The 23115-nt window shown below is 68.2% G+C and carries 28 protein-coding genes and 1 pseudogene; 7 read left to right on the top strand and 22 right to left on the bottom strand.

The window, feature by feature from the left end:
- Positions 1-13: 13 nt before the first annotated feature.
- The gene (locus tag H8F26_RS10245) at positions 14-265 is read right to left on the bottom strand and encodes a hypothetical protein (RefSeq protein ID WP_197153858.1); all 252 of its coding nucleotides are present in this window, start codon (positions 263-265) and stop codon (positions 14-16) included.
- Between the two features lie 118 nt (positions 266-383).
- Between H8F26_RS10245 and cbiE the strand changes: the two genes are divergently transcribed.
- Entirely contained in the window at positions 384-1718 is a 1335-nt protein-coding gene (gene cbiE / locus H8F26_RS10240) for a precorrin-6y C5,15-methyltransferase (decarboxylating) subunit CbiE (protein ID WP_231605612.1), read from the top strand.
- Here the strand turns inward: cbiE and H8F26_RS10235 are convergent.
- The 11 genes from H8F26_RS10235 to pheS form a co-directional block, all read right to left on the bottom strand.
- Positions 1700-2359, bottom strand: a complete 660-nt coding sequence (locus H8F26_RS10235; protein WP_197153856.1) for a Na(+)/H(+) antiporter subunit B — start codon at positions 2357-2359, stop codon at positions 1700-1702. The two genes, cbiE and H8F26_RS10235, sit on opposite strands and share 19 nt — an antisense overlap.
- Positions 2356-2880, bottom strand: coding sequence for a hydrogenase subunit MbhD domain-containing protein (locus tag H8F26_RS10230; protein WP_197153855.1), 525 nt, complete (start codon positions 2878-2880; stop codon positions 2356-2358). Before H8F26_RS10230 ends, H8F26_RS10235 begins: the two co-directional genes overlap by 4 nt.
- Positions 2877-3203 carry a monovalent cation/H(+) antiporter subunit G gene (locus tag H8F26_RS10225; RefSeq protein ID WP_197153854.1) on the bottom strand — a complete coding sequence of 109 codons (327 nt, stop codon included), beginning with the start codon at positions 3201-3203 and terminating at the stop codon, positions 2877-2879. Before H8F26_RS10225 ends, H8F26_RS10230 begins: the two co-directional genes overlap by 4 nt.
- A complete protein-coding gene (locus H8F26_RS10220; RefSeq protein ID WP_197153853.1) occupies positions 3203-3448 on the bottom strand; it encodes a hypothetical protein in 246 nt (81 codons plus the stop codon). The genes H8F26_RS10225 and H8F26_RS10220 overlap by 1 nt, the downstream gene beginning before the upstream one ends.
- A complete protein-coding gene (locus H8F26_RS10215) occupies positions 3445-3876 on the bottom strand; it encodes a Na+/H+ antiporter subunit E (RefSeq protein ID WP_197153852.1) in 432 nt (143 codons plus the stop codon). The genes H8F26_RS10220 and H8F26_RS10215 overlap by 4 nt, the downstream gene beginning before the upstream one ends.
- Positions 3873-5429 carry a proton-conducting transporter membrane subunit gene (locus H8F26_RS10210; protein WP_231597745.1) on the bottom strand — a complete coding sequence of 519 codons (1557 nt, stop codon included), beginning with the start codon at positions 5427-5429 and terminating at the stop codon, positions 3873-3875. The genes H8F26_RS10215 and H8F26_RS10210 overlap by 4 nt, the downstream gene beginning before the upstream one ends.
- Positions 5426-5800: a cation:proton antiporter subunit C gene (locus H8F26_RS10205; RefSeq protein ID WP_197153851.1), complete on the bottom strand. Its 375-nt coding sequence runs from the start codon at positions 5798-5800 to the stop codon at positions 5426-5428. Before H8F26_RS10205 ends, H8F26_RS10210 begins: the two co-directional genes overlap by 4 nt.
- Before the next feature lie 109 nt (positions 5801-5909).
- On the bottom strand, positions 5910-6464 hold the full coding sequence (locus tag H8F26_RS10200) for a DUF192 domain-containing protein (RefSeq protein WP_370594610.1): 555 nt from the start codon (positions 6462-6464) through the stop codon (positions 5910-5912).
- Entirely contained in the window at positions 6461-7120 is a 660-nt protein-coding gene (locus tag H8F26_RS10195; protein WP_197153850.1) for a response regulator transcription factor, read from the bottom strand. Before H8F26_RS10195 ends, H8F26_RS10200 begins: the two co-directional genes overlap by 4 nt.
- Positions 7117-8040, bottom strand: coding sequence for an NAD(+) kinase (locus H8F26_RS10190; protein WP_197153849.1), 924 nt, complete (start codon positions 8038-8040; stop codon positions 7117-7119). The genes H8F26_RS10195 and H8F26_RS10190 overlap by 4 nt, the downstream gene beginning before the upstream one ends.
- A gap of 141 nt (positions 8041-8181) precedes the next feature.
- The gene (gene pheS, locus H8F26_RS10185; RefSeq protein ID WP_197153848.1) at positions 8182-9189 is read right to left on the bottom strand and encodes a phenylalanine--tRNA ligase subunit alpha; all 1008 of its coding nucleotides are present in this window, start codon (positions 9187-9189) and stop codon (positions 8182-8184) included.
- Between the two features lie 89 nt (positions 9190-9278).
- Between pheS and surE the strand changes: the two genes are divergently transcribed.
- Positions 9279-10094, top strand: a complete 816-nt coding sequence (gene surE, locus H8F26_RS10180) for a 5'/3'-nucleotidase SurE (protein WP_197153847.1) — start codon at positions 9279-9281, stop codon at positions 10092-10094.
- Positions 10095-10138: 44 nt separating this feature from the next.
- Here the strand turns inward: surE and H8F26_RS10175 are convergent, their stop codons facing one another.
- Positions 10139-10711, bottom strand: coding sequence for a DUF3611 family protein (locus H8F26_RS10175; protein ID WP_197153846.1), 573 nt, complete (start codon positions 10709-10711; stop codon positions 10139-10141).
- 100 nt (positions 10712-10811) lie between these two features.
- On the opposite strand from H8F26_RS10175, the pseudogene H8F26_RS10170 reads away from it, so the two are divergent.
- The 4 genes and pseudogenes from H8F26_RS10170 to H8F26_RS10155 form a co-directional block, all read left to right on the top strand.
- Positions 10812-11804 (top strand): annotated as a pseudogene (locus H8F26_RS10170) (bifunctional riboflavin kinase/FAD synthetase); the annotation flags it as partial.
- 205 nt (positions 11805-12009) lie between these two features.
- Positions 12010-13167 (top strand): thiamine phosphate synthase, encoded by a 1158-nt coding sequence (locus tag H8F26_RS10165; protein WP_197153844.1) that lies wholly within the window; start codon positions 12010-12012, stop codon positions 13165-13167.
- The gene (thiS, locus tag H8F26_RS10160) at positions 13164-13397 is read left to right on the top strand and encodes a sulfur carrier protein ThiS (RefSeq protein WP_197153843.1); all 234 of its coding nucleotides are present in this window, start codon (positions 13164-13166) and stop codon (positions 13395-13397) included. The genes H8F26_RS10165 and thiS overlap by 4 nt, the downstream gene beginning before the upstream one ends.
- Before the next feature lie 86 nt (positions 13398-13483).
- Positions 13484-14419, top strand: a complete 936-nt coding sequence (locus tag H8F26_RS10155) for a DUF1517 domain-containing protein (RefSeq protein WP_197159119.1) — start codon at positions 13484-13486, stop codon at positions 14417-14419.
- On the opposite strand, the gene larB is transcribed toward H8F26_RS10155, so the two are convergent.
- The 5 genes from larB to era are packed head-to-tail and all read right to left on the bottom strand — an operon-like array spanning position 14388 to position 18488.
- On the bottom strand, positions 14388-15101 hold the full coding sequence (larB, locus tag H8F26_RS10150) for a nickel pincer cofactor biosynthesis protein LarB (RefSeq protein ID WP_197153842.1): 714 nt from the start codon (positions 15099-15101) through the stop codon (positions 14388-14390). The genes H8F26_RS10155 and larB overlap by 32 nt on opposite strands.
- Positions 15098-15550 carry a TIGR03792 family protein gene (locus H8F26_RS10145; protein ID WP_197153841.1) on the bottom strand — a complete coding sequence of 151 codons (453 nt, stop codon included), beginning with the start codon at positions 15548-15550 and terminating at the stop codon, positions 15098-15100. Before H8F26_RS10145 ends, larB begins: the two co-directional genes overlap by 4 nt.
- Positions 15550-16773: a tRNA (guanosine(37)-N1)-methyltransferase TrmD gene (gene trmD / locus H8F26_RS10140; RefSeq protein WP_370594703.1), complete on the bottom strand. Its 1224-nt coding sequence runs from the start codon at positions 16771-16773 to the stop codon at positions 15550-15552. Before trmD ends, H8F26_RS10145 begins: the two co-directional genes overlap by 1 nt.
- Before the next feature lie 11 nt (positions 16774-16784).
- Entirely contained in the window at positions 16785-17354 is a 570-nt protein-coding gene (locus H8F26_RS10135) for a phycobiliprotein lyase (protein WP_231597741.1), read from the bottom strand.
- A 51-nt stretch (positions 17355-17405) separates the two neighbouring features.
- Complete coding sequence (gene era / locus H8F26_RS10130) at positions 17406-18488, bottom strand: GTPase Era (RefSeq protein WP_197153839.1); 1083 nt, start codon at positions 18486-18488, stop codon at positions 17406-17408.
- A gap of 34 nt (positions 18489-18522) precedes the next feature.
- Here era and H8F26_RS10125 point away from each other — a divergent pair, with 34 nt between their 5' ends.
- Positions 18523-19056: a hypothetical protein gene (locus H8F26_RS10125; RefSeq protein WP_197153838.1), complete on the top strand. Its 534-nt coding sequence runs from the start codon at positions 18523-18525 to the stop codon at positions 19054-19056.
- A gap of 214 nt (positions 19057-19270) precedes the next feature.
- Here the strand turns inward: H8F26_RS10125 and H8F26_RS10120 are convergent, their stop codons facing one another.
- From H8F26_RS10120 to ffh, 4 genes are all read right to left on the bottom strand, one after another.
- Positions 19271-20002, bottom strand: a complete 732-nt coding sequence (locus H8F26_RS10120) for a Bax inhibitor-1 family protein (protein ID WP_197153837.1) — start codon at positions 20000-20002, stop codon at positions 19271-19273.
- A gap of 76 nt (positions 20003-20078) precedes the next feature.
- The gene (locus H8F26_RS10115; protein WP_197153836.1) at positions 20079-21074 is read right to left on the bottom strand and encodes a PhoH family protein; all 996 of its coding nucleotides are present in this window, start codon (positions 21072-21074) and stop codon (positions 20079-20081) included.
- An 11-nt stretch (positions 21075-21085) separates the two neighbouring features.
- Complete coding sequence (gene rpsP / locus H8F26_RS10110; RefSeq protein ID WP_197153835.1) at positions 21086-21472, bottom strand: 30S ribosomal protein S16; 387 nt, start codon at positions 21470-21472, stop codon at positions 21086-21088.
- A 69-nt stretch (positions 21473-21541) separates the two neighbouring features.
- Positions 21542-23038: a signal recognition particle protein gene (ffh, locus tag H8F26_RS10105; RefSeq protein ID WP_197153834.1), complete on the bottom strand. Its 1497-nt coding sequence runs from the start codon at positions 23036-23038 to the stop codon at positions 21542-21544.
- Positions 23039-23115 lie beyond the last annotated feature (77 nt).

Raw genomic sequence — 23115 nt, 5'->3', positions numbered from 1 at the left:
TTGTCCCGTTCGATCACGGCTGCCACTCCTGGGGCTTCGGCGCCGGGAAGCCCCCATTCACCTCCTGATCCACCAGGGCATCGAGGGTGACGGCGGAGCGCACCAGGGCCTGATAACGCAGCACCACCCGGCGGTTGCGCTCGATCCAGGTGCCGGCATCGCCATCGGGCAGGCCGGCACCGTCGCCGGAAAGCAGCTCCAGGTCGCCCTGCTGGGCCAGCAGGGCGAGCACCAGATCGTGGATGCGCTGGCGGCGGTCATGCATGGCGGAGTGGCCGACGGACTCCCGAGGGAACGGAGTTGAGCATCATGGCCAGCACTGGCCGTGGCAAGCCCTGAGCGAACAATCCTGGCTGGATGTGGTGGGCACCGGTGCCGGCGGCATGGCCAGCCTGCCGGCGGCGGCACAGCAGTTGGTGCGCAAGGCTGCGCTGGTGGCCGCCCCGGCTCGCCTGCTCGACGAGCTGGAGCTCTGGTCGAAGATCCAGGGCCCGCAGACCACTGAGACCCTGACGGAGGCTGCAGGACTGTTCTCCGCCAAGTCAGCCATCACGGGTTCAGGCGCTTCGGACGCATCCGGACCAGGTTCTGGGCCTCTCCTGATCGCCAGCGACAGACCCGCCGAACTGATCCCCCGGCTGCAAGAGGCCTTGGCCCAGAACTGCCGCGTGGTGCTCCTGGCCAGCGGCGATCCGCTCTGGTTCGGCATCGGCCGGATCCTGCTGCAGCACTTCAGCCCGGAGCAGTTGCGCTTCCATCCCGCCCCCAGCTCCCTGCAGCTGGCCTTCGCCCGCCTCGGCCGCCCCTGGCAGGACGCCAGCTGGATCAGCCTGCATGGCCGTGATCCGGCGCCGCTGGCGGCGGCGCTGCAGAAGCGTCCTGCCGCCCTGGCGGTGCTGACCGATCCGGGCCGCGGTGGAGCTGCTGAGGTGCGCAGCCTGCTGCGGGCCTCGGGCCTGGAGGCGGCCTACGGCCTGTGGGTCTGCGAGCGGCTCGGGCATCCAGCCGAGCGGGTGCAGCGGCTGGCGCCTGCCGCGGCCCTGCCGGAGGATCTCGATCCGCTGCACCTGGTGGTGCTGCTCGCGGAGGCGCCGCCGCCGCCGGATCCGCTGGCGTTGCCCCTGTTCGGGCTGGCCGATGGGCTCTGGCTGCAGCACGACGACCGGCCGGGTCTGATGACCAAACGGGAGGTGCGCATCCAGCTGCTGGCCGATCTGGAGTTGCCGCCCAGCGGTGTGCTCTGGGACCTGGGGGCGGGGGTGGGCACGATCGGACTGGAGGCGCTGCGGCTGCGGCCGGCTCTGCAGCTCTGGGCCGTGGAGAGCCGCAGTGGATCCAGCGCCTTGATCGAAGCCAACGCGGCACGGCTGGGCGTCCGACCGGCCGCCATCCTCGAAGGCCGAGCGCCGGCGGTGCTGGAACAGCTGCCCGATCCCGATCGGGTGCTGATCGGCGGCGGCGGCCGAGATCGCGGTCCGATCCTCGAGGCTGTGATGGGGCGCCTGCGGCCCGGCGGCAGAGTGGTGCTTCCCCTGGCGACCCTGGAAGCCCTGGCGGACCTGCGGCCCCGGCTGGAGCAGGCCGGTTTCTGCCTCAGCGTCAGCCAGCATCAGGCCTGGCGCGGGGCTCCCCTGGCCGAGGGCACCCGCCTGGCGCCGCTCAATCCAGTGCTGGTGCTGACCGGAGTCAAGCCCGCCCTTCAGAGCAAACCGCGGTAACGAACGAAGAGCTGCACCATCGCCCAGGAGCCCAGCGTCACCTTGAGGGCGACCAGAATGTTGAGCAGGGGAATCCACCCACCGCTGGCGAGGCTGCCGAAAGCCCCCTGCGGCGGCGCCAGGCCATCCAGGGCGAGGAACGCCAACAGCACGAAGGCGATCACGGCGGCCTTTTCCCAGAGATCGGCCCGGTAGCGCTTGTACAGACGGTCGAAGGCGGCGGCGGATCCACTGATCAGCAGCAATCCGATCGCGGTGCCACCGGCGACCCCGGCGGCGAAGCCTCCTCCTGGGGAAAGATGGCCCCGCAGGGCGAGTTCCACCCCGATCAGGGCTGAGATCGTCGCTCCCAGGCGGCAGAGCGTCACCGATGGGGGGTCGTCGAGGGAGCGGACCCGTGCTGCGGCGACTTCGCCGGCAAGAACAAAGCGAACGCCGAGCGAGGCCAGGGTGAACACCACCACTTCGGCGACCGTGTCGTAGAGCCGGGTGTGGAGAATCACGCCCGACACAAGGTTGGGAACGCCGGTCTGGGAGGTGATGCCAGCCAGCAGGGAAGTCAGCGGCTCGGCCGCGGGCAGGGGCGAGCTCAGGGGCGCCAGGCAGAGCGCGATCGCCGCCAGCAGGTAGAGCCAGGTCATGGCCGCGGCTCCAGCACCAGCTCCCCGCCGTCGTCCTGCCAGCGCTGGAAGCCCTCGAGAGCCCGCAACTTCTCCGCCAGCTGGGGGTTGCCGAGTACCAGCCGTTGCCCCTGCTCGATGCGGCCGTGGCAGGGCATGGGTCCGCTGGCGCTGGCCTCAGACCTGGAGAGCAGGCGAAGACGAAGGTGCAGAGGCTCCAGCCAGGTGCGCAACAGCTGGATCCGCTCCTCCTGCAGGGGCTCGCCCTCGGGCACGGACAGCAGCAGCGCCATCGAGGAACGCAGGGCCACGGCGTAGAGCGTTGTCGAGAGCAAGGTGCCCACCAGTGCCTCAGTCAGGGCGACATCGGGAGCGCCGAGCAAGGCATAGAGCAGGGTGGCCACCGATCCCAGGATTCCGCGCAGCACAAGGGTCTGGTAGGGGTTGGACTGGCTCACCAGCAGGATGGCGGTGAGTGGCAGCAGGGCCGTGATCGGCAGCAACAGATCGAGATCGCTGGCCAGGGTGAAGACCTGGTTCATCGCGGCTCCCCCTGCGGGTTGCGGGAGAAGCCCGTGGGCCTTCTGCGCGATTGGGAACAGGTCGCCAGCACATAGCCGAAAATAGTGTTCCACAGCATCAGTGCCAGCAGCCCCAGGGTGAGCAGCGGCCACTGCCGCGGAATGCGCAGCAGCAGACCCAGAAGCATCAGGGCCGAGCCGAGGGTGTCGGCCACCGAAAGGGCATGCAGCTTACGGGCATAGCTGGAGGTCTCCAGCAGGGGCCAGGTTCCCCAGAACCAGAACACCAGGCCGGTGCCGAGCAGCAGCAGGCTGGCGGTTTCGCTGATGGCAGCCAGGCCCATCACCGCTCCTCCCGCAGCAGATTGGCGAGCAGCAGCATGCCCGCATTGCCGGCGCTCAGCACGATCACCCCCACCAGGCCGAGCATCCAGTCGCTCCTCACCACCGAGACAACGAGGATGATCAGGGCCACCTTCGAGGCGATGCTCGCGAAGGCGGCCAGCCGGTGCCAGACGTCCTGCTGGCGGCAGGCAACGGCAATCGGAATCAGCAGGGCCAGGACCATGCCCCAGAGCAGCACGGTCATGGCGTCTCCTCGGCTGATGGCCTGAGCGTCTGCCGCCGGGGAAGCAAGGCATGGACGCGGTAATGCTGGCCATCGGGCTCCAGCCCCAGGGCGATCGTGAACGGCGTGAGGGTGATGCGGAACACGTCCAGGAAAATCAGCAGCGGAATGCTTCGATTCGTCACCGGTTCCTGGATCAGACGCTCCTCCAGATCGACGGCCACCATCAGCCTCAGGGCCTCGCCGTAGGCCTGGGGGACGGCCGCCAGACTGAGCCAGAGGGCGCGCACCAGCTCTCGCAGGGGCAGCGGCCTCGATCGGGCTCTCGGCAGAGCCAGGGCCACGGCCACACCGATCAGCAGATTGAGACGACCGAGATCGGCCGTGAGCAGGCACCAGAGCAGCAGCCGGAAGCCGGTGCTCAAGAACAGAGGGAGGAGTCTTCTCATGGCTGCAGCGCCACCATCAGGGAGGCCCCGACAATCCCGACGCTGCCGACAAGATCCTGGAAACGTTCCAGGTCTGGCAGCCTCAGCTGGCCCAGTCGGCGCAGCGGCTCCAGGGTGCGGTGGACGATCAGGGCCGCCAGCAGAACCAGGGCGGTCTTGGCGGCACCCTTGAGGATCGAGCTGGACAGATCAGCCATCGAGGCTGTCGAACCAACCAAGGAGGCCGACCCACCCCACCCGGCGATGGGCAGAAGCACAGTCAACAGCAGCAAGGCCGCCAGCAACAGAACGACCCCGGCAGACCAGGAGGCCCCCGATCGGGCTTGCTCCAGCGCGGCGTCCGGTGCGGCTGGGTCATGGGGAAGAGCCGCTGACAAGGGGGTGCCCCAGAGGCGGACATAGACCGCTGCTGTGCCCACCATCAGCACCGTGGTGACCAGGGCCGTTGGCCCGGCAATCGCCTCGTCCAGCTGTTGCTTGGCGAGGTATCCAAGCAAGGGCGGCGCCCCCACGATCGAGAGGGACGCGATCCACAGGGGCCAGGCGACTGCAGCCGGCAGGGGCCGACTGACCCAACCCAGCAGCTGGCGGCTGGGGAAACGCCGTGCCAACAGGAAGAGAGTGGCCTTGGCCAACCCATGGGCCAGGGCATACAGACCAGCTGCGGCCGGCACCAGAACCACAAAGCCCACCTGGGAGAGGGTGCTCCAGGCCAGCAGGCGCTTCGCATCGGTCTCCACCAGCGCGAACAGGATGCCGAGGGCCGCACTGGCCAGGCCGATCGGGACCATCACGGCCGAAAGCGATGGCACGACATCCATCAGACGCACCAGGGGGCAAAGTCCGCCGGCGACGACCACGCCGGAGAGCAGGGCAGACACCTCAGCCGGCGACTCGGCATGGGTGCGCGGTAGCCACAGGCCCGAGAGGAACAGACCGGATTTGGTGAACAGGCCCACCAGCAGCAGGGCCAGGGCACCACCACCGCTGGTGAGGGCCACCGCTTCGAAGCGGAAGCTGCCCTGCTGGAGATAGATCACCGCGGCACCGATCAGATACAGGGTCATCACCGTGTTGCCGATCAGCAGATAGCGAAGCCCCACCCAGAGGCAACGATCCGATCGGCTCGTGAGCACGAGCAGGAAGGCACTGACCCCCACCACCTCCAGGCAGACATACAGGCTGATCAGATCAACGCTGACGAACGCTGAATTGAGGCCGCCCTGCAGCACCATCATCAGCAGCAGAAACGGCCCTGTGCTCGGCCGTTGCCAGCCATCCAGCAGCACCGCGCCGCAGACCAGGGCATTGAGCAACAGGAAGGGAACAGCCAGGGCATCGGGCGCCAGCGCGACCCCTTCAGGGCCAAGAAGCAGGAGCGTGGCCGGCATGGCCTGAAGCCCAATCGCCGCGGCGATGGCAGCAGTGGCCAGCACACAGCCCAGGGCCAGCCAGCGAGCCAGTGCCGGCAGCAGGGCGGCCAGGAAAGCCGCCAGGAACGGCAGCAGCAGCCATGCGGTCAGGATCGTTTCAGGGGAGAGGGCAGCGATCACTGCGTCTCCTTGATGTCGAAGCTGGCCAGATCGAGGCAGGGATCGCGCAGGGAGAGACGCGAGATCACCACCAGCAGCAGGGCCTGGATCGACAGGCCGATCACGATGGCCGTGAGGATCACCGCCTGCGGGATCGGATCGGCCCAGGCCGACACCCCCAGCGCCTGGATGGCCCCATCCGGCGTTCGTCCGAGGATGGGGCTGCGCAGGCCCGAGCGGGCTGCCAACAGCACAAACAGCGCCACAACGGCACTGCCCATCACATCCATGGAGAGAACCTTGAGGAAGAGGTTGCGCCGCAGCAGCAAGCCAACCAGTCCGGCCAGCACGGCCAGGAGAATCAGAAGTTCCAGAAGCCGGAAGGCTTCCATGCGATCAGGTGGCCCGGGGGACAGCCGGGACGGAAGCGGAACAGTAGCGATCCCGGCTGAAAACGGACTGGGGCAGCCGGTGACACCTGATTGCTGCCACGGAGGGCGACTAGGGAGACAAGGAAGGTCCAGAGGGAAGGGGCTCCAGCTGGACGCGGGTCCCGATCACAATGGCCTGGGCTTCCGCCTGGCCCGCCGCCAGCTCGATCACCCCGTCCACCGCCTGGTCGGGGCCGTAGCTCCGGCAGGGAAGATGGGGGCAGGGTTGCGTGTTGGTCTCGATCGCGATCACCTGGCCATCACGCACGAAGAGCATGTCCAGCGGTTCGGGCGTGCGGTGCATCCAGAAGCGGGCCAGGGCCGGGGGGTCGTAGGGGAACCACATGCCCCGCAGGGGCGGCAAGGGGGGACGCAGCTGCAGGCCGAGGGCCTGCTCGCGGGGAGCATCAGCCACCTCCAGGTCGATGCAGCGATCGGCCTCCAGGCACCAGCGAGCCTCGATCGGCAGAAACTGCGGCGCAGCCTTGGGGGCGGAATCCGTTGCAGGGGGGCGGGTGGTGGCTGGGGGATCAGTGCCAGCCCGGGCACACCGAGCGGCCAGCACCAACACCGTCATTCCGATCAGGCGAAGTCCACGCAGGGAGTGTTCTCGGTGGATGCTCATCCACGGCCCTCCAGCGTCGGCAGGCGCTCGGCGAGACAGTAGCCACGGCCCCGCACGGTGTGGATCAGGCGCCGCTCGCCACCCTCTTCCAGTTTCTGGCGCAGATAGCGCACGTACACCTCAATCACGTTGCTGGCCGTGGCCTGCTGGTCGTCCCAGACCTCCCGCAGGATCTGCTCGCGGCTCACCACCTCCCCGGCATGGCGCAGCAGCAGCAGCAGCAGCTGGTATTCCCGCGCCGTCAGAGCAACGGACCGGTTGCCGCGCTTAACCTTACGGCCGCTGGGGTTGACCCGCAGGTCGGCCACCTGCAGCACCGGCAAGGGCGTCGTGCTGCGGGTGGCCAGCTGCAGATGGAGCCGCAGGCGGGTGAGCAGATCACTGGGTGGACTGCTGGAGAGCCAGTAGTCGTCGGCGCCGGCGGTGAGGCAGCGGGAACGGCCTTCCACCGAATCCGTTGCGATATCCAGCAACACCGGGATCGGACCCCAGCGGCGCCGCAGCTCCTGGATCTGGGGGGCCTGATCGGATGAGAGCAGGGCCGCGTCCACGTTGGAATCGTGATCCAGGGCGGTGAGGGGCTGATAGCCCGAGGCCGCCAGCCGCTCCGCCAGGGCCACCGCTTCAGGACCCAGCAGCAGAACGGCGGAGCTCATCGTCCCTGCTCCGGTGCCGACCCCGGCTTGGCCACGTGGGGTAAACCCCAGCCCAGCTTGTTGCGCAACACCTGGAAGAACTCGTGGGCGGCCAACCGCACAAAGCGCACCGGATGGTCGCTGCGACGGATCAGCACGCGATCTTCCGGCCACACATAGCAGCCGGCGCTGCCGTCCACCACCATCATCAAGCGCTCTGGTGTGGCTGGAAACACGGTCACCGGCTCCCGATCGTTGAACACCAGGGCGCGGGAGGCCAGGGAATGGGGTGCGATCGGCGTCAGCTGCAGCACCGGGCAGTCCGGCGTGATCACGGGGCCACCGGCGCTGAGCGCATAGGCCGTGGAGCCGGTGGGTGAGGAGAGGATCACGCCATCGGCGGCGATGTCCACCGGCGCATGGCGGCCGATCGCGATCTCGAAGTGGCACATGCTGGTGAGCGGTTCGCGGTGCAGGGCCATCTCGTTGAGGCAGAGCACCTCCCAGCGCCGCTGCTCACCGCGCATCACACTCACCACCAGCAGAGTGCGCTCCTCCACCGTCCAGCGGCGTTCGATCACCTGCTCGATCACGGCATCGAGGTCCTTGAGGTAGGCCTCGGCCAGGAAGCCGAGGTGTCCCGTGTTGATCGTCAGGATCGGCACGCCGATCGGCGCGGTCTGGCGCGCCGCCGAGAGCACGGTGCCATCGCCCCCGAGCACCACGGCCAGCTCCATGTCCGCGTTGAAGAGGGGCGGAACGCAGGCCGCATAGCCGAGGCTGCGCAGGTGCTGGTCGGGGTTGGCGAAGCCCACCATGCCGCCGGAACTGCTCACCCGCACCACCTCGAAGCCACCGTTCTGGAGGCGCTCTTCGATGGCGTTGGCCGTGGTGATGGCCAGGTCCTTGCCGTCGTTGACGATCAGTCCGACCCGGGGCACCGATCGCAGGCAAGTGGCAAGCTGAGTTTATGGGCGCCGTCCGGCCGCTGACGGGCCCCGTTCACAAGGCGCAGCCGCCCCCTCAGCCGGCCGAGCCACTGTTGCCTCAGAAAGGGCAGAGCACCGGATCAAGGCAACGGCTCAGAACTGCTCAAGGAAGCGGAGGTCGCTGGTGAACAGTCGGCGGATGTCGTCGATGCCGTGGCGCACCATGCAGAAGCGCTCGACCCCCAGGCCGGCGGCGAAACCGCTCCAACGCTCCGGGTCGAGACCCAGACCCTGCAGCACCGCAGGGTCGACCATGCCACACCCCATCACTTCCAGCCAGCGGCCCCGCCATTGCACATCCACCTCGGCGGAGGGCTCGGTGAAGGGGAAGTAGCTGGCCCGGAAGCGCACCGGCAGATCGCCGAAGAACTGCTGCAGGAAGGTGGTCACGGTGCCGCGCAGGTGGCTGAAATCCAGCCCCTCGTCGATCGCCAGCACCTCCACCTGGTGGAACACCGGCGAGTGGGTGGCATCCACGGCATCGCGGCGATAGACGCGGCCGGGGGCCACGATCCGCACCGGCGGTGGGTTGTTCTCAAGGTGACGGATCTGCACCGGTGAGGTGTGGGTGCGCAGCAGACGGTCGCCGGGCAGATAGAAGGTGTCCTGCATGTCCCGGGCCGGGTGGTGCTCCGGAATGTTCAGGGCGGTGAAGTTGTAATAGTCGGTCTCGATTTCGGGGCCTTCCGACACCCGGTAGCCCAGCCCGGCGAACAGGTCGACGATCTCCTCCACGGTGGCGATCAGGGGATGGCGATGGCCCGGCGGCACAAAGCTGCACGGGGCGGTGACATCCAGCGTCTCCTGGGCGATCCGTTCGGCCAGGGCGGCCCCCTTCACCGCCTGCAGCCGCTCGGCCATCAGGCCCTGCACCTGCTCCTTGAGCCGGTTGGCGCGCTGACCCACCAGCGGACGCTCCGGAGCGGGCAGCTTGCCCATGGCCCCCAGCACCCCTGACAGGCGTCCTTTTTTCCCCAGCAGACCGACCCGCAGCTCCTCGAGAGCCTCGGCGCTGGCGGCCGAGGCAATGGCGTCGGCCGCCTCCGCCTCGAGCCGATCGAGCTGGCCTACGAGCTCCTGCAGGCTGACGGGGGCGCTCACGGCAGTCACGGGACGGGTGATGGGGATGGCCGACTGTAAGGAGGCGCCCTGTTTAGGTTGCCAGCAGCCACAGCAGCCAGAGCACACCGATGGCACCGCTCCGGATCCTGATCAGCAACGACGACGGGGTCTTCGCCGGCGGCATCCGTACCCTCGCCGCGGCAGCGGCGCAACGGGGGCACCAGGTCACGGTGGTGTGCCCGGACCAGGAGCGCTCCGCCACCGGCCATGGCCTCACCCTTCAGACCCCCATCCGGGCGGAACGGGCCGACGAACTCTTCGCCGAGGGGATCACCGCCTGGGCCTGCAGCGGCACCCCCAGCGACTGCGTCAAGCTCGCCCTGTTCAGCCTGCTGGATCAGTGGCCCGATCTGGTGCTGTCGGGCATCAACCACGGCCCCAACCTCGGCACCGATGTGCTGTACTCGGGCACCGTCAGTGCGGCCATGGAGGGCACGATCGAGGGACTGCCCGCCCTGGCGGTGAGCAGCGCCGATTTCCAGTGGCGCCAGTTCGAACCCGCTGCCGCTCTCGCCCTCGATGTGGCCGAGATGCTGCTGGCCTCCGGCTGGCCCCAGGGATCCCTGCTCAACCTCAATGTGCCGGCGCTGCCGCCGGAGCGGATCGGAGCGCTGCGCTGGTGCCGCACCGCCGTGCGCCGCTACACCGATCAGTTCGACAAGCGCATCGATCCCCGCGGCCGCACCTATTACTGGCTGGCAGGTGAGGTGGCCAACGATCTGGAGGCCACGGCGGCGGGGCCGGGCGAGTGGCCGACGGACGTGGCCCATGTGGCCGAGGGGGGCGCGTCGCTGACGCCCCTGCAACCCGAGCTGTTCTGGCGTGGTGATGCCATAGCCCTGCCGCCCTGCGAGAGCCTGCGGCCCAGCCGCAAGCTCGACTGAACCCTCCTGGTTAGACCGTGCCGCCGTGCGGGGTCACCTGCCGTTCAGGCCGTGCGGGAGATGCGCTGCAGCATCCAGAGGGTGAAGATCAGGCCGATCAGATGGGCGAACAGCACCTGGGTGTTGCTCAGCACCGAGAGCATTTCCAGGGAGGTGATCGGATAGTTCGTGATCCGCCCATTCGGGGTGCTCATCACCCCGCCGAAGGCGAAACCCGCCTGCATCGAGGCCTGCACGAACAGACTGCCCGCCAGGGCCTGATAGCCCACCGCCGCCAGGGTGAGTCCGACCAGATCGGCCAGCAGCCCGCGTTTGATCAGACGGGCGGTTTCGCCGCGGCTGGGCCGCACCGGACTGGCCAGGGCGCGGCCGCAGCGCACGATCAACCAGCCTTGCCAGAGGCTGAACAGCAATGCAAAGAACGACAGCGTGGTCAGGGAGAGGCCGGGCCCCAGGCCCAGGGCCTTGTCGGCGCGGGCCGCGATCTGACCGCCGATGTTGTTGAACAGCAGCACCCCCACCACCACGACCCCCAGCACCAGCTGGGTCCAGAAGCGCACCCAGCCCACCCGCCGCAGGGCCGCGGAGATGCGCTGGAGATCAAGAGGGTCGGCCATGGAGCGGCACCGAAGCTCCCCAAACTTGCCATGGGAAGATCAGCCCCTGACCTGGAATCGGCCCTGTCGCCCTGCCCCCACGTTCCGGACGCCTGACGCATTGATCCCTCTGCGATCCCCCCAGGACGCCTTTCGTCCTTCCAGCATCGCCCTGGGCAGCTTTGACGGCCTGCATCAGGGCCACCGACGGGTGATCGCGGCGATCACAGGCCAGAACTGCCCCAGTGGCTGCACCCCCACGGTGGTGAGCTTCTGGCCCCATCCTCGGGAGGTGCTCCATGGCGACACCCGCCTGAGGCTGGACCTGCCCGCCGAGAAGCTCGCCCTGCTCCAGCCCCTGGCGGTCAGGCAGCTGGTGTTGATTCCGTTTGATCGCGCTCTGGCCAGCCTCAGTCCTGAAGCTTTTGTCGAGCAGGTGCTGGTCGATCAGCTGCAGGCGCGCCGGATCGCGGTGGGGGACAACTTCCGCTTCGGGGCGGGCCGCCGCGGCGACGCCCAGGACCTGGCCCGGATCGCCGCCGGGCATGGTGTGGCGGTGGCGGTGCTGCCGATGCTCTGGGATGGCAGCGAGCGCGTGAGCAGCAGCCGCATCCGCCGGGCTCTGGCGGCCGGAGAGCTCGACGAAGCCCGACGTCTGCTGGATCGTCCCTACCGCTTCTGCGGCCAGGTGGGCAGCGGCCGCGGTCTGGGGCGGACCCTGGGCTGGCCCACGGCCAATCTGCAGGTGGACGGGCGCAAGTTCCTGCCCGCCGAAGGGGTCTATGCCGCCTGGGCCTGGGCGCATCAGCCTGGCAGCGATCAGGCAGACGGCAACACAGGGGCATTGGCGGAGCGAGCTGCCAGAGCCGGGACAGAGGCCCCCAGGGAGGCGATGGCGGCGGTGATGAACCTGGGTCCCCAGCCCACGGTGGATCCCCAGGCCCCTTCCGCCGTGGAGGTGCACCTGCTGGATCGCCAGCTCAACCTCAACGGCCTCGCTCTGACGGTGGAGCCGTTGCGCCTGCTGCGCAGCCAATGCCGATTCAGTGGTCTGGAGGAACTGGTGGCGCAGATCGGCAGGGACGCTGACCAGGCACGTCAGATCTGCGCGGCGATCGTGCCCGACCCAGACCCCTGGAATGCTGATGGCTGAAGCTCTCAGCCGGCCGGATAGGCGTGGGTGAGCCCCCAGCCGATGAAGGCGGCGATGCCCCCCAGGAGCAGCACTCCAGACACCAGCACCAGCATCGGGTTGTCGCTGCCGCCCTGCTCCATCTCGACTGGTTCCTAGGCTCTCCCACCCTACCCAGGTCGCACCCATGGCGGGTTCTCCCGCGCCGGATCAGGTGGCAATTCATCGCCTGATCGACGCCAACCTCGACCGGGCGCGCGAAGGCCTGCGGGTGCTCGAGGACTGGTGCCGTTTTGCCCTGGAACGCGGGGATCTGGTGGTCCGCACCAAGGACCTGCGCCATCGGCTGGGCCAGCGCCATGCCGATCACTACAAGCTGGCCCGCCGCACCGCGACCGATCCGTCCACGGGGCTGGGCCATCCCGCCCAGGAGCAGCGCCGCACCCCGGATCAGGTGATCGGTGCCAATGCGGCACGGGTGCAGGAGGCCCTGCGGGTGATCGAGGAATTCGCTCGCGCCGGCGATCCTGAGCTGGCCCAGGACGCTGCGGCGATCCGCTATCTCCTCTACGACCTGGAAGTGGAACTGCTCCAGGCCTCAGAGCCCACAGCCGACCCAGCTTCAGCCACAGCCCCAACTCCAGACGCAGCCGCTTCGCGGCGCCAGCGCCTCACCGCTTGCAACCTCTATCTGGTCACCGCACCGGTGCCCGATCTCGCCGGTGTGGTGGAGGCCGCCCTGCGGGGTGGTGTGCGCCTGGTGCAGTACCGCGCCAAGGAGGGCACACCGGGGCTGGATGACCAGCGGCGCCTCCAGGAGGCCCAGGTTCTGTGTGACCTTTGCCGTCAGCACGGTGCCTTGTTCCTGGTGAATGACCGGATCGATCTGGCCCTTGCGGTGGAGGCCGATGGCGTCCATCTCGGCCAGGGCGATCTGCCGGTCCCCCTGGCTCGGCGGCTGCTGGGTCCGGAGCGGTTGATCGGGCGCAGCACCCATGCCCTTGAGCAGTTGGAGCAGGCCGTCGCTGACGGCTGCGACTACGTGGGGGTCGGTCCGGTGATGGCGACGCCCACCAAGCCCGGCCGCGAGCCCGTCGGGCTGGCCTACGTGCGTCAGGCGGCAGCCCAGAGTTCGATTCCCTTCTTCGCAATCGGGGGGCTCACGGCAGAGCATCTGCCCGCCGTCCTGGCCGCCGGTGCCCGTCGGGTGGCGGTGGTGCGGGCCGTGATCGAAGCGGAGGATCCGGCTGCCGCCGCCCGGCATCTGCTCGATCAGCTGGACGTGGGCGGGCCAGCCGACACCCATACTCATCGGGTCCTGAAGCACCAGGAGATCCCCTCGTGACCACGCCGCCGGAGCCCCAGGAGCTCATCCGGCTGCAGGTGAATGGCGAGGAGCGACGCTGCCCGGCCGGCCTCAATCTCGAGCAGGCCCTCGTCGCCCTCGGCTACCGGCCCCAGCTCGTGGTGGTGGAGCTCAATGGTGAGATCCTGCCGCGCCGGCAGTGGCCGGAGCACCGGGTCGTGGAAACCGATGGGCTGGAGGTCGTCACCATCGTGGGAGGCGGTTCCTAGATTCGTTTCACCCGCAAACGGCGTCCCTGGTGTTCTCCCCGCGACCAAACCAGCCCCTTCGGAGCAACAGACCCGGCCAACGCCCCCTGCGGCGATTGTTCAGCTGGCTGGCGATTCCCCTGCTCGTGGCGGGGCTGTTGCTGGCCCATCCGGATCCCAGCTGGGCCGCTAGAGGCGGCCGCATCGGCGGCGGCAGCTTCCGCTCTGCCCCCTCGGTGCCTCGCAGCTATGGCGGCGGCAATCTCGGCGGTGGCGGTTATCGCGGTGGGAGTTACGGCAGAGGTTTCGGCGGCGGCATCGGCTTTCCCTTCCTGATTCCGATCTTCGGCTTCGGCGGAGGGGGCCTGTTTGGTTTCCTGATCCTGATGGCGGTGGTCGGCGTTCTGCTCAACGCCGTCCGTGGCATGGGGAATGGCCCGAGCCTCGGCAGTGGCAACGGCGTTGCCTACCCGTCCCGCCCGGATGGTCCCGTCACGATCGCCCAGGTTCAGGTCGGTCTTCTGGCCACGGCTCGGCAACTGCAGCAGGATCTCCGCAGGCTGGCCGCCAGTGTGGATACGGGGACCAATGCTGGCTTGCAACGGGCCCTGCAGGAGACCACCCTGGCCCTGCTGCGCCATCCGGATCTCTGGGTCTATGCCCACAGCGATGTGGGTCAGGTGCCCTTTGCCAGCGCCGAATCCACGTTCAACCGCCTTTCCATGGCCGAGCGCAGCAAGTTGTCACGCGAGGTGACCAGCAATGTCGGCGGTCAGCGCCTCAGCGACAGCAGCATGACAGCTGGCGACAGCGACGCCACCAGTGATTTCATCGCCATCACCCTGTTGGTGGCAACCCGCACCAAGCTGGCGCTGAAGGGTTCCGATACCGCCGAAGACCTGCGCCAGACCTTTCAGAAGCTGGGTGCCGTGGGCATTGAAGATCTTCTGGCCCTGGAAGTGATCTGGCAGCCTGATGGTGCTGGCGACGTGCTCAGCACCGAGGAGCTGCTCACCGCCTATCCAGATCTGCAGCACCTCTGATCCGCAGGATGCGCAGCGCCGCCATAGCGGCGCCGTAGCCGTTGTCGATATTGACGACGCTCATTCCTGGGGCGCAGCTGGCCAGCATGCCGTGCAGGGCTGCCATCCCTCCGGCGCTGACGCCGTAGCCCACCGAGACCGGCACACCGATCACCGGCTGCGGCAGCAACCCGGCCAGCACCGTGGGCAGGGCTCCTTCCATGCCGGCACAGGCGATCAGCACGGTCGCCTGTTGGAGCCGTTCCAGCTGGCTCTGCAGACGGTGCAGCCCGGCTACCCCGACATCCAGCACCAGCTCCACGGGCACGCCATGGCAGGCCAGGGCAAGGTGAGCCTCGGCCGCGACACCCAGGTCGCTGCTGCCACCGGTGAGAACGATCACGCGGCCGAGCTCCGGATCGGGCGGCGGCGGTGCCGGCAGGGTGAGGCAGCGGGCCTCTGGGTGGTGCAGCGGCCGGTCTGTCTCCTGGCCTTGGCCAACGAAGCTCTCCAGAATGGCCTCGGCTTTGTCGGGGGCCACGCGTGTCACCAGGGCCAGCTCGCCCTGGTCGTAGAATCGGCGCAGCAGGGTCACAATCTGCTCGGCGCTTTTGTGTTCCCCCCAGATCGCCTCCACCATGCCGAGGCGTCCGCGCCGCTCGAAGTCGAGGCGGGCCCAGATCTCGCTGCTGAGCCCGCTCATGGGCGCAGGATCTGCAGTTCGCCCTCCTGAACCAGTGGGAAGGGATTACCCGCGGCCTGTCCGGTGGCCGAGCGGGCCAGTTGCTCGAACTGCTCCTGTACCGCCTCCACCTCCTGGGGGGCGATCGCCTTCCACTGCTCGCGGCTGGCCCAGCGAATCAACAGCAGACCCTCCTCCCGCTCCTGATCCCAGAACAGATCACGGCCCAGGAACCCATCCTGTTGACGCAACCAGGGCTCCCAGCTGCCGCGCTCCGCCTCCAGCCAGGCCTGCTGGCCATCAGCCGGAACCTTGACGCGCAGCTGCTCCACGATCGCCACGTCATAGCCACCCTCGGGATCGGCGAAGGCGGCAATGCTGACCTGCGGATGGGAGCCCAGCAGCACGATGAGGAGCCCAATGGTGCTGAGGACCCTAAGGAGCCAGACACGGGGTCGGCGAGAGCCCATCAGCCGGCGCTGGGGCGCTGCAGCAGAGCCACCGCATGGCAGGCGATGCCCTCTTCACGGCCGGTGGGGCCGAGCTGTTCGTTGGTGGTGGCCTTGATGCCCACCTGGTCGGGATCCAGGCCCATGCAGGTGGCGATCGCGGCACGCATCGCCGTGATGTGGGGTTTGAGCTTCGGGCGCTCAGCCACCACCACCGCATCGACGTTGCCCACACGCCAGCCCCGCTCCGCCACCAGAGCCACCACCTGCTGGAGCAGCTGCAGGCTGTCGGCGCCCTTCCACTGCGGGTCGTCCGGCGGGAAATAAAGACCGATGTCCCCCAGGGACAGGGCACCGAGCAGGGCATCCATCAGGGCATGGACCAGCACGTCAGCGTCGCTGTGGCCGTCGAGGCCCAGGCCGGCTGGATGCTCCAGGGTCTGCCCCCCCAGGATCAGGGGGCGTCCTGGCACGAGGCGATGGATGTCGTAGCCGTTGCCGATCCGCAGCTGCATCATGGAGCGCCCATGGTGGCCGCCAGTCTGTCCTGCCGGAGCCTCCTGCACGAGCCAGCGGGCATGCAGATCCGGCCGCCGCGCGGCGGTGCGCTGCAGCTGTTGCTCAGCCCGCCAGCGGGCGATGGCGCCATGGTCGCCGCTGCGCAGCACGGCCGGCACGGCCATGCCGCGGAAGTCGGCCGGCCTGGTGTAGTGCGGATGCTCCAGCAGGAGGGTGCTGTGGCTTTCCTCCTCCAGGCAGGCCTCGGTGCCCACGGTGCCGGGCAGCAACCGCACCACCCCGTTGATGATCGTCGCCGCCGGCAGTTCGCCGCCGGTGAGCACGAAGTCGCCGATCGACACCTCTTCATCGGCCAGGCTGCGAATGCGCTCGTCGAAGCCTTCGTAGTGGCCGCAGAGGAACAGGAGCTGCTCGTAGTCGCTGGCCCAGCGGCGCAGATCGGCCTGGGTCAGCGGCTTGCCCTGGGGGCTCATCAGCAGCACCCGGCGCCGCGGCACAACCGGAATCGCCTCGACGGCCGCAAACACCGGCTCCGGCTTGAGCACCATGCCAGCCCCGCCTCCGTAGGGGATGTCATCGACCTTGCGGTACTTATCGGTGGCGAAATCCCTCGGGTTGTGAACGTGCAGCTCGGCGATGCCGGCCGCGAAGGCTCGCCCGATCACCCCCAGCCCCAGCAGCGGCGCAAAGGCCTCCGGGGCCAGGCTGACCACATCGAGGCGCATGGCCATCGGCTTCAGACCGCCGTGGCGCCAGGCGCGGCCGCACGGCTGACCCGCCGGATCTCGGAGCTGAAGCTGGCGCGGCCGGGGCTGCCATCGGAGCGGTGTTCCACGGTGCTGCGCAGCCGCAGGTTGGGCTTGGTGAACCAGATGCGCTCGCGCACCTCCGTGCCGCCGCTCTCCAGCCGCAGCTCCAGGCTCCCGTCCGGCCACAGCTGCCAATGTCCCGCTGGGCTGGTGCCGGAGGCTGCCGCTGAAGCCCGGAATCCACCTTGCCGATCGAAGACCAGGCTGCGTTCGGGGTGCCCCTTCGGGGCGATCAGCAGCCCACCGGGTTCCGCAGGGTGCTCGGCCCTGAGGTAGGTCACCACCAGCTCGCCGCGCTCGGAGCTGTGCCACTCATCACCATTGGCGCCCTCTTCCAGCTGCCCCAGGCCAAACAGACTGCGCAGGCTCATCCATTCGCCCGCACAGAGCTGCAGGAAAGCCGTCAGATCACTGGGCGGAAAGGGAGCATCCGTTGACGCCGCCGGGACAGGAGGCGTGGAGGCGGCAGCGCTGGCGCCGGGGCTGGCGTCGACCAAGGCGGATCGGTGCACGATCGTCCCATCCTCTCAGCCGCCCTCCCGATCGCCTCAGTCGCCGCGATAGCCCAGTTCCGCCAACCGTGCCGCGCTGCGCCGCCAGTTGGGCACCACCTTGACGAACAGCTCGAGATAGACCGGTCCGTCGAACACCTTCTGCATCTGCAGCCGAGCCCCCTGGCCGATCTGGCGCAGCATGCTGCCCCCCTTGCCGATCAGGATGCCCTTCTGGCTGGCCCGTTCCACCAGCACCGTGGCCAGTACGGCCGTGCGGGGGCCGTCATCGACGATGCGATCGATCTGCACCGCCACCGAATGCGGCACCTCCTCGCGGGTGTGGCAGAGCACCTGCTCGCGGATAAGCTCGGCCAGCAGCAGTTGCTCCGGTTGATCGCTGGTGGCATCGGGGGGATAGAGGTGGGGGCCGATCGGCAGATCGGCGGCCAGAGCCTCGACCAGCTCCGCCGTGCCGACTCCCGTGAGGGCACTGACCGGATGGAGGGGCCAGTCCAGCCGTGGCGCAGCGGTTGGCCCGACGTCGTCCCCAGGGCTGGCGCCAAGCGTGTTGTCGCCGGCCAGGAGCTGCCGGTAGGTCTCCGCCAGCTCCCGGGCCTGCTCGGGCGGCACCAGATCGCTCTTGTTGAGGGCCACGTGCACCGGCACCCGGGCGTGGCGCAGCAATTCGACGATGAAGCCGTCGCCTCGCCCCGCGGGCTGGCTGCCGTCCACCAGCAGCAGCACCAGGTCCACCTCCCCGATCGCGCCCCGGGCGCTCTGGACCAGCCGCTCGCCGAGCAGATGGTGGGGCTTGTGGATGCCGGGCGTGTCGAGCAACACCAGCTGAGCGCTGGGGGTGGTGAGGATGGCCCGCAGGCGGTTGCGGGTGGTCTGAGCCACCGGCGAGGTGATCGCCACCTTCTCCCCCACCAGCTGGTTGAGCAGGGTGGATTTGCCCACGTTGGGGCGACCGATCAGGGCCACAAAGCCGGAGCGGAAGCCCTCGGGGGCCAGGCCGAAGCTGCTTCCCCCGGCGGCCGGGGGCTGGGGAATCGGCAGCAGACGCCCACCTGCTGCTGCGGTGCCCTCGGGGCTGGGTTGGGGCGACGACGGATCGCCGGGGTGACTTGGCTCCATAACCTCAACACTGCCAGCAGACGGTGCCGACCCCATGGATACGTCCACCCCCCTTGCCCAGCCCACCTTCCCGCAGGCGATGGAGATCACGGCCCAATGGCTGGGGCTGTGGGAGAGCGGCGAGCTCAGCGACGAGGTGCTGGCCGATCGGGTGGGGGAGCTGGTGGCCAGCCGCGACGGAGCCCGTGGCTTTTTCGTAGTGGCGCTGGCGGGCGATTGCCCTCTGATGGACCGCCTGCCCGAGCCGCTGGTGCTGCAGCTGCGGGCCGCCGGCGATGGAGTGGTGGATCTCACCGCCCGCAACCTGGCGATGAGCACCGCCATGACCCTGCACCACAGGCGCGCCGGCGATGATCAGCAGCGTGCCGCCTCCGGGCGGGTGGCGGCACGCTGCACCGAGCTCATCCGCCTGCTGGAACCCCTGGCGGTGAAGACCCGTCTGGAGATCCTGTTGGCGGCCGCCCGGAACGGCTCCGGCACCGATGTGGATTTTCTGGATCGCTGGGGCTACGACACCGAGCAGCGCGCGGCCATTGCCGAGGCAATCGAGGCGGTGGCCGAGGACTGATCGCGAGCCAGACAGTTAATTGGCCAGCCAGCAGCCAGGCAAGCACGTTATTTCACAGAAAGGCACACAATTGACACTGCTGAATCAATATCAATCAGTGCCCCCCAGTTCGGGCACGTCCCATGAAAAAGCGCCCCTTTAGGGGCGCAGAAGAGATTCGAGGAAAGATCAGCAATGACTGCTTTTCAGGCCTTGGGATCAATCGTGCTGGGATTCAGTCGCGACGGCCACCACCCTGCAAGGCGATGATCAGGCGCAGAATGAAGATGAAGAGGTTGATGTAGGTGAGGTACATCCCCAGGGCACCGGCCAGATACTGGTCGTCGGTGTAGGACCTGGGCATCGTGTAGAAATCCAGGAATGCGGCACCGACAAACAGCACGGTGCCGAAACCGGCGATCATCAGTTCAAAACCACCGGTGCTGAACATGCCCGGGGCAAAGATGCTGCCCACAACCTGAACCACCATGGCGATGATCAGGCCGAGCAGACCCAGACCCACCACGGCTCCAAGGGCCTGACCGATGCTGTCGCTCATGCGGCGTCCCAGCACCGACGCCACCACAAAGGTGATGCCAGTGGCCAGGGCGGCTGTGCCTACGGCACCGATACCTGCAGAGGCAACGGCGTAGCCGACGATGCCACTCAGAGTGAAGCCCGTGATCAGGCTGTAGGCGGCCAGCAGCGGCAGAGCGGTGCTGTTGTTGCCCTTGGAGGCCACATTCTGGGCCACGAAGAACAGGATGAAGTTCCCGATCAGAGCCACCCAGAACAGGGGCATGTACAACGGGCTCGACATCATCGAAAGCCCACCCAGCACCCCGCCAGCGGTGAGCACCATGCCACCACCTACGTAGGGCAGCGCCTTGCTGACGACATTGGGCCCAACGAGGGCGCTGGAATTGGCCTCGCGGATCGCTTCCTGGAAATTGCTGCTGGCCGGCATGGCTCACCAGTTCTGCGTACTGACTCATCCTGCCAGCCAGTGACGGGGGCCGGTTGATGCGTTGGTGCGGATCTCCCTATCGTCGGCTGCTGGAGCCGGAGGGCGCTCCATCCCTGCGGGCATAGGCCTGCACCAACCGCTGCACCAGTGGATGCCGCACCACATCGGCAGCTGTGAGGGTGCAGATCGCCACCCCCTCGACCCCCTGCAGCACCTGGGCGGCTTCCGCCAGGCCACTGGTGACCCCAGGAGGCAGATCCACCTGGGTGGGGTCGCCGGTCACCACCATGCGCGAATTCTCACCGAGGCGGGTCAGCACCATCCGCATCTGACCCGCCGTGGTGTTCTGCGCCTCATCGAGGATCACAAAGGCATCGACCAGGGTGCGGCCTCGCATGTAGGCCAGCGGTGCCACCTCGATCACACCCTTTTCGAGCAGCGTGGCGGTGCGCTCGCTGCCGAGCAGGGTATGGAGGGCGTCGTACAGCGGCCGCAGATAGGGATCCACTTTCTGCTGCAGATCACCGGGCAGGAAGCCGAGCCGTTCTCCGGCCTCCACAGCGGGCCGGGTCAGGATCAGCCGTTCCACCTTGCGCTCGTGCAGCATCCTCACCGCCAGAACGGTGGCGAGGAAGGTCTTGCCGGTGCCGGCAGGGCCGAGGGCCAGGGTGAGGTCGTGGCGCTCCATGGCGTCCACGTAGGCCTTCTGCTTGAGGGTGCGGGGGCGCAGCAGTTTGCCGCTCTGGCTGCGGGCCAGCACCTGATCACTGAGGCGCGCATGTTCGTGCTCCCGGCCCGTATCCAGAGCCTTGAGCGCGGTCTGCACGTCCACCCGGGTGATCGCCTGTCCCTCCTGCCACAGCGGGCGAAGCAAATCCACCAGGGCAGAGGTGCGCTCCAGCTGGGAGGCCCGCCCCTGCAGCACAAGGTCGAGCCCGCGCAACACAAGAAGCGTCCCGGTGAGGGACTCAAGGTGCCGCAGGCTCGACTCGGCTTCCCCAGCCAAGGCAAGGGCTGCCTCGGGGGAGGGGAGCGGAATGGAGAAGGTCTGGAGCCCCGCCGCTTCGGCCATGGGGCGGCCGATCAGGCTTCTACGGCGGCGGGTTCGGGTTCAGCGGTCGCTGCTGCCGCCTCAGCGGCCTTGGCAGCGGCTTCAGCGGCGGCCTGCTTGGCAGCGGCCTCACGGGCGGTGGCCTGCTTGGCCTTGCCAACCACCTCGGCGGAGCGGATCGTCTTCTCGATCAGACCACCCTTCTCGAGTAGGTAGCGCACGGTGTCCGTGGGCTGGGCGCCCTGGCTGAGGCGCTTGCGGATCGCCTCGGTGTCGAGGCGCGTCTCTTTGGTGCGGGGGTTGTAAAAACCGAGTTCCTCGAGGGGATGGCCATCCCGGCGTGAGGTGCTGTTGGTGGCCACGAGGCGGAAGCTCGCTTCCCGCTTCTTACCGAACCGCTTCAGGCGGAGCTTGATCATCGAGGCTGTGCCGCTAGGTGTCCAAAGGTCGAATCTACCTCTCAGACCTTCACCCCCCGCAAGAGGCCCTCAGAGTTGCCCGAAGCCCTTGCGCTTCTTGGCCGGCCGGGCCGGTTTCGGCGCGCCGCCACGGCCAGCAGGCGCCCCCATCCCGGGCATTCCGCCCATGCCAGGCATCCCTCCCATCCCCGGCATGCCGCCCATGCCGGGAAAGCCCCCCATGCCAGGGAATCCCCCAGGCATCCCTCCCATGCCCGGCATGCCACCCCGGCTCATCTGCTGCATGAAGCCGCGCATCTTCTGGAAATCGGTGAGCACCTTGTCCACCTCGGCGGGGCTGTGGCCGCTGCCGGAGGCGATGCGCCGCCTGCGCGAGGGCTGGGAGGCCAGCAGATCGGGTTGCTCCCGTTCCTGCTGGGTCATCGAGCCGATCATCGCCTCGATCTTCCTGAGCTGCTGCTCGCCCTGCTTGAGCATGCCGTCGTCGATCTTGTTCATGCCCGGGATCATTTTCATCAGGCCGCCCAGGGAGCCCATGCGCTTGATCAGGCGCATCTGCTGCACGAAATCGGAGAAGTCGAAGGTGGCCTCCTGCAGCTTCTGCTGAATGCGGGCCACATCGGCCAGCTCCACCTCCTTGGTGGCCTTCTCCACCAGGGTGAGCACATCACCCATGCCGAGGATGCGGCTGGCCATCCGTTCCGGGTGGAAGGGCTGCAGCGCCTCCACCTTCTCGCCGGTACCGATGAACTTGATCGGGGCACCACTCACCTTGCGGATCGAAAGCGCTGCCCCGCCTCGGGAGTCGCCGTCGAGCTTGGTGAGCACGGCGCCGGTGATGCCCACCTGCTCGTGGAAGGCGCGGGTCAGTTCGGCCGCCTCCTGACCGATCATCGAATCCACCACCAGCAGCACCTCATCGGGCTGCACGGCTTCGCGGATCCGCACCATCTCCTCCATCATCGACGTGTCGATCTGAAGGCGGCCGGCCGTGTCGACCAGCACCGTGTCGAAGCCCTCCTGCCGCGCTTTGGCGATACCGGCTGCGGCGATGGCCTCAGGCCTGGCCTCGGTGCCCAGGCTGAACACCTCCACGCCGATCTGGCCGCCCAGGGTCCTGAGCTGTTCGATGGCAGCCGGGCGGTAGACGTCCGCTCCCACGAGCAGCGCCTTGCGGCCCTGGTCCTTGAGGTGCAGGCCGAGCTTGGCGGTGGCGGTGGTCTTGCCGGCGCCCTGAAGGCCGGCCATCAGGATCACCGTGGGAGCCCCCTCCGTGCCGCCTGCCGCCAGGGGAGCGTTCTCGCCCCCCATGGTCTCCACCAGCTGTTCATGCACCAGCTGGATGAACTTCTGATCGGGGCTGATGCCACGCACCACCTCCGACCCCACGGCCCGGCTGCGCACCTCGTCCACGAAGGAGCGCACCACCGGCAGGCTCACATCGGCGTCGAGCAGAGCACGTCGCACCTGCTGGAGGGCCCCCTCGACGTTGGTTTCGGTGATTTTGTCCTGACCCCTCAGGCTCTTGACGGCGTCTTCAAAACGCTGGGAAAGCTCGTCGAACATGAAGGGCTGGCGGAAGGGGCTGACGGAAGCAGGCTGACGGAAGACGCGGCCGGAGTCGGGGCCTCCAGTGCCTGCGA

Source organism: Synechococcus sp. CBW1006, from assembly GCF_015840525.1.
GTDB lineage: Bacteria > Cyanobacteriota > Cyanobacteriia > PCC-6307 > Cyanobiaceae > CBW1002.
This window is presented reverse-complemented; position numbering and strand designations above follow the sequence as displayed.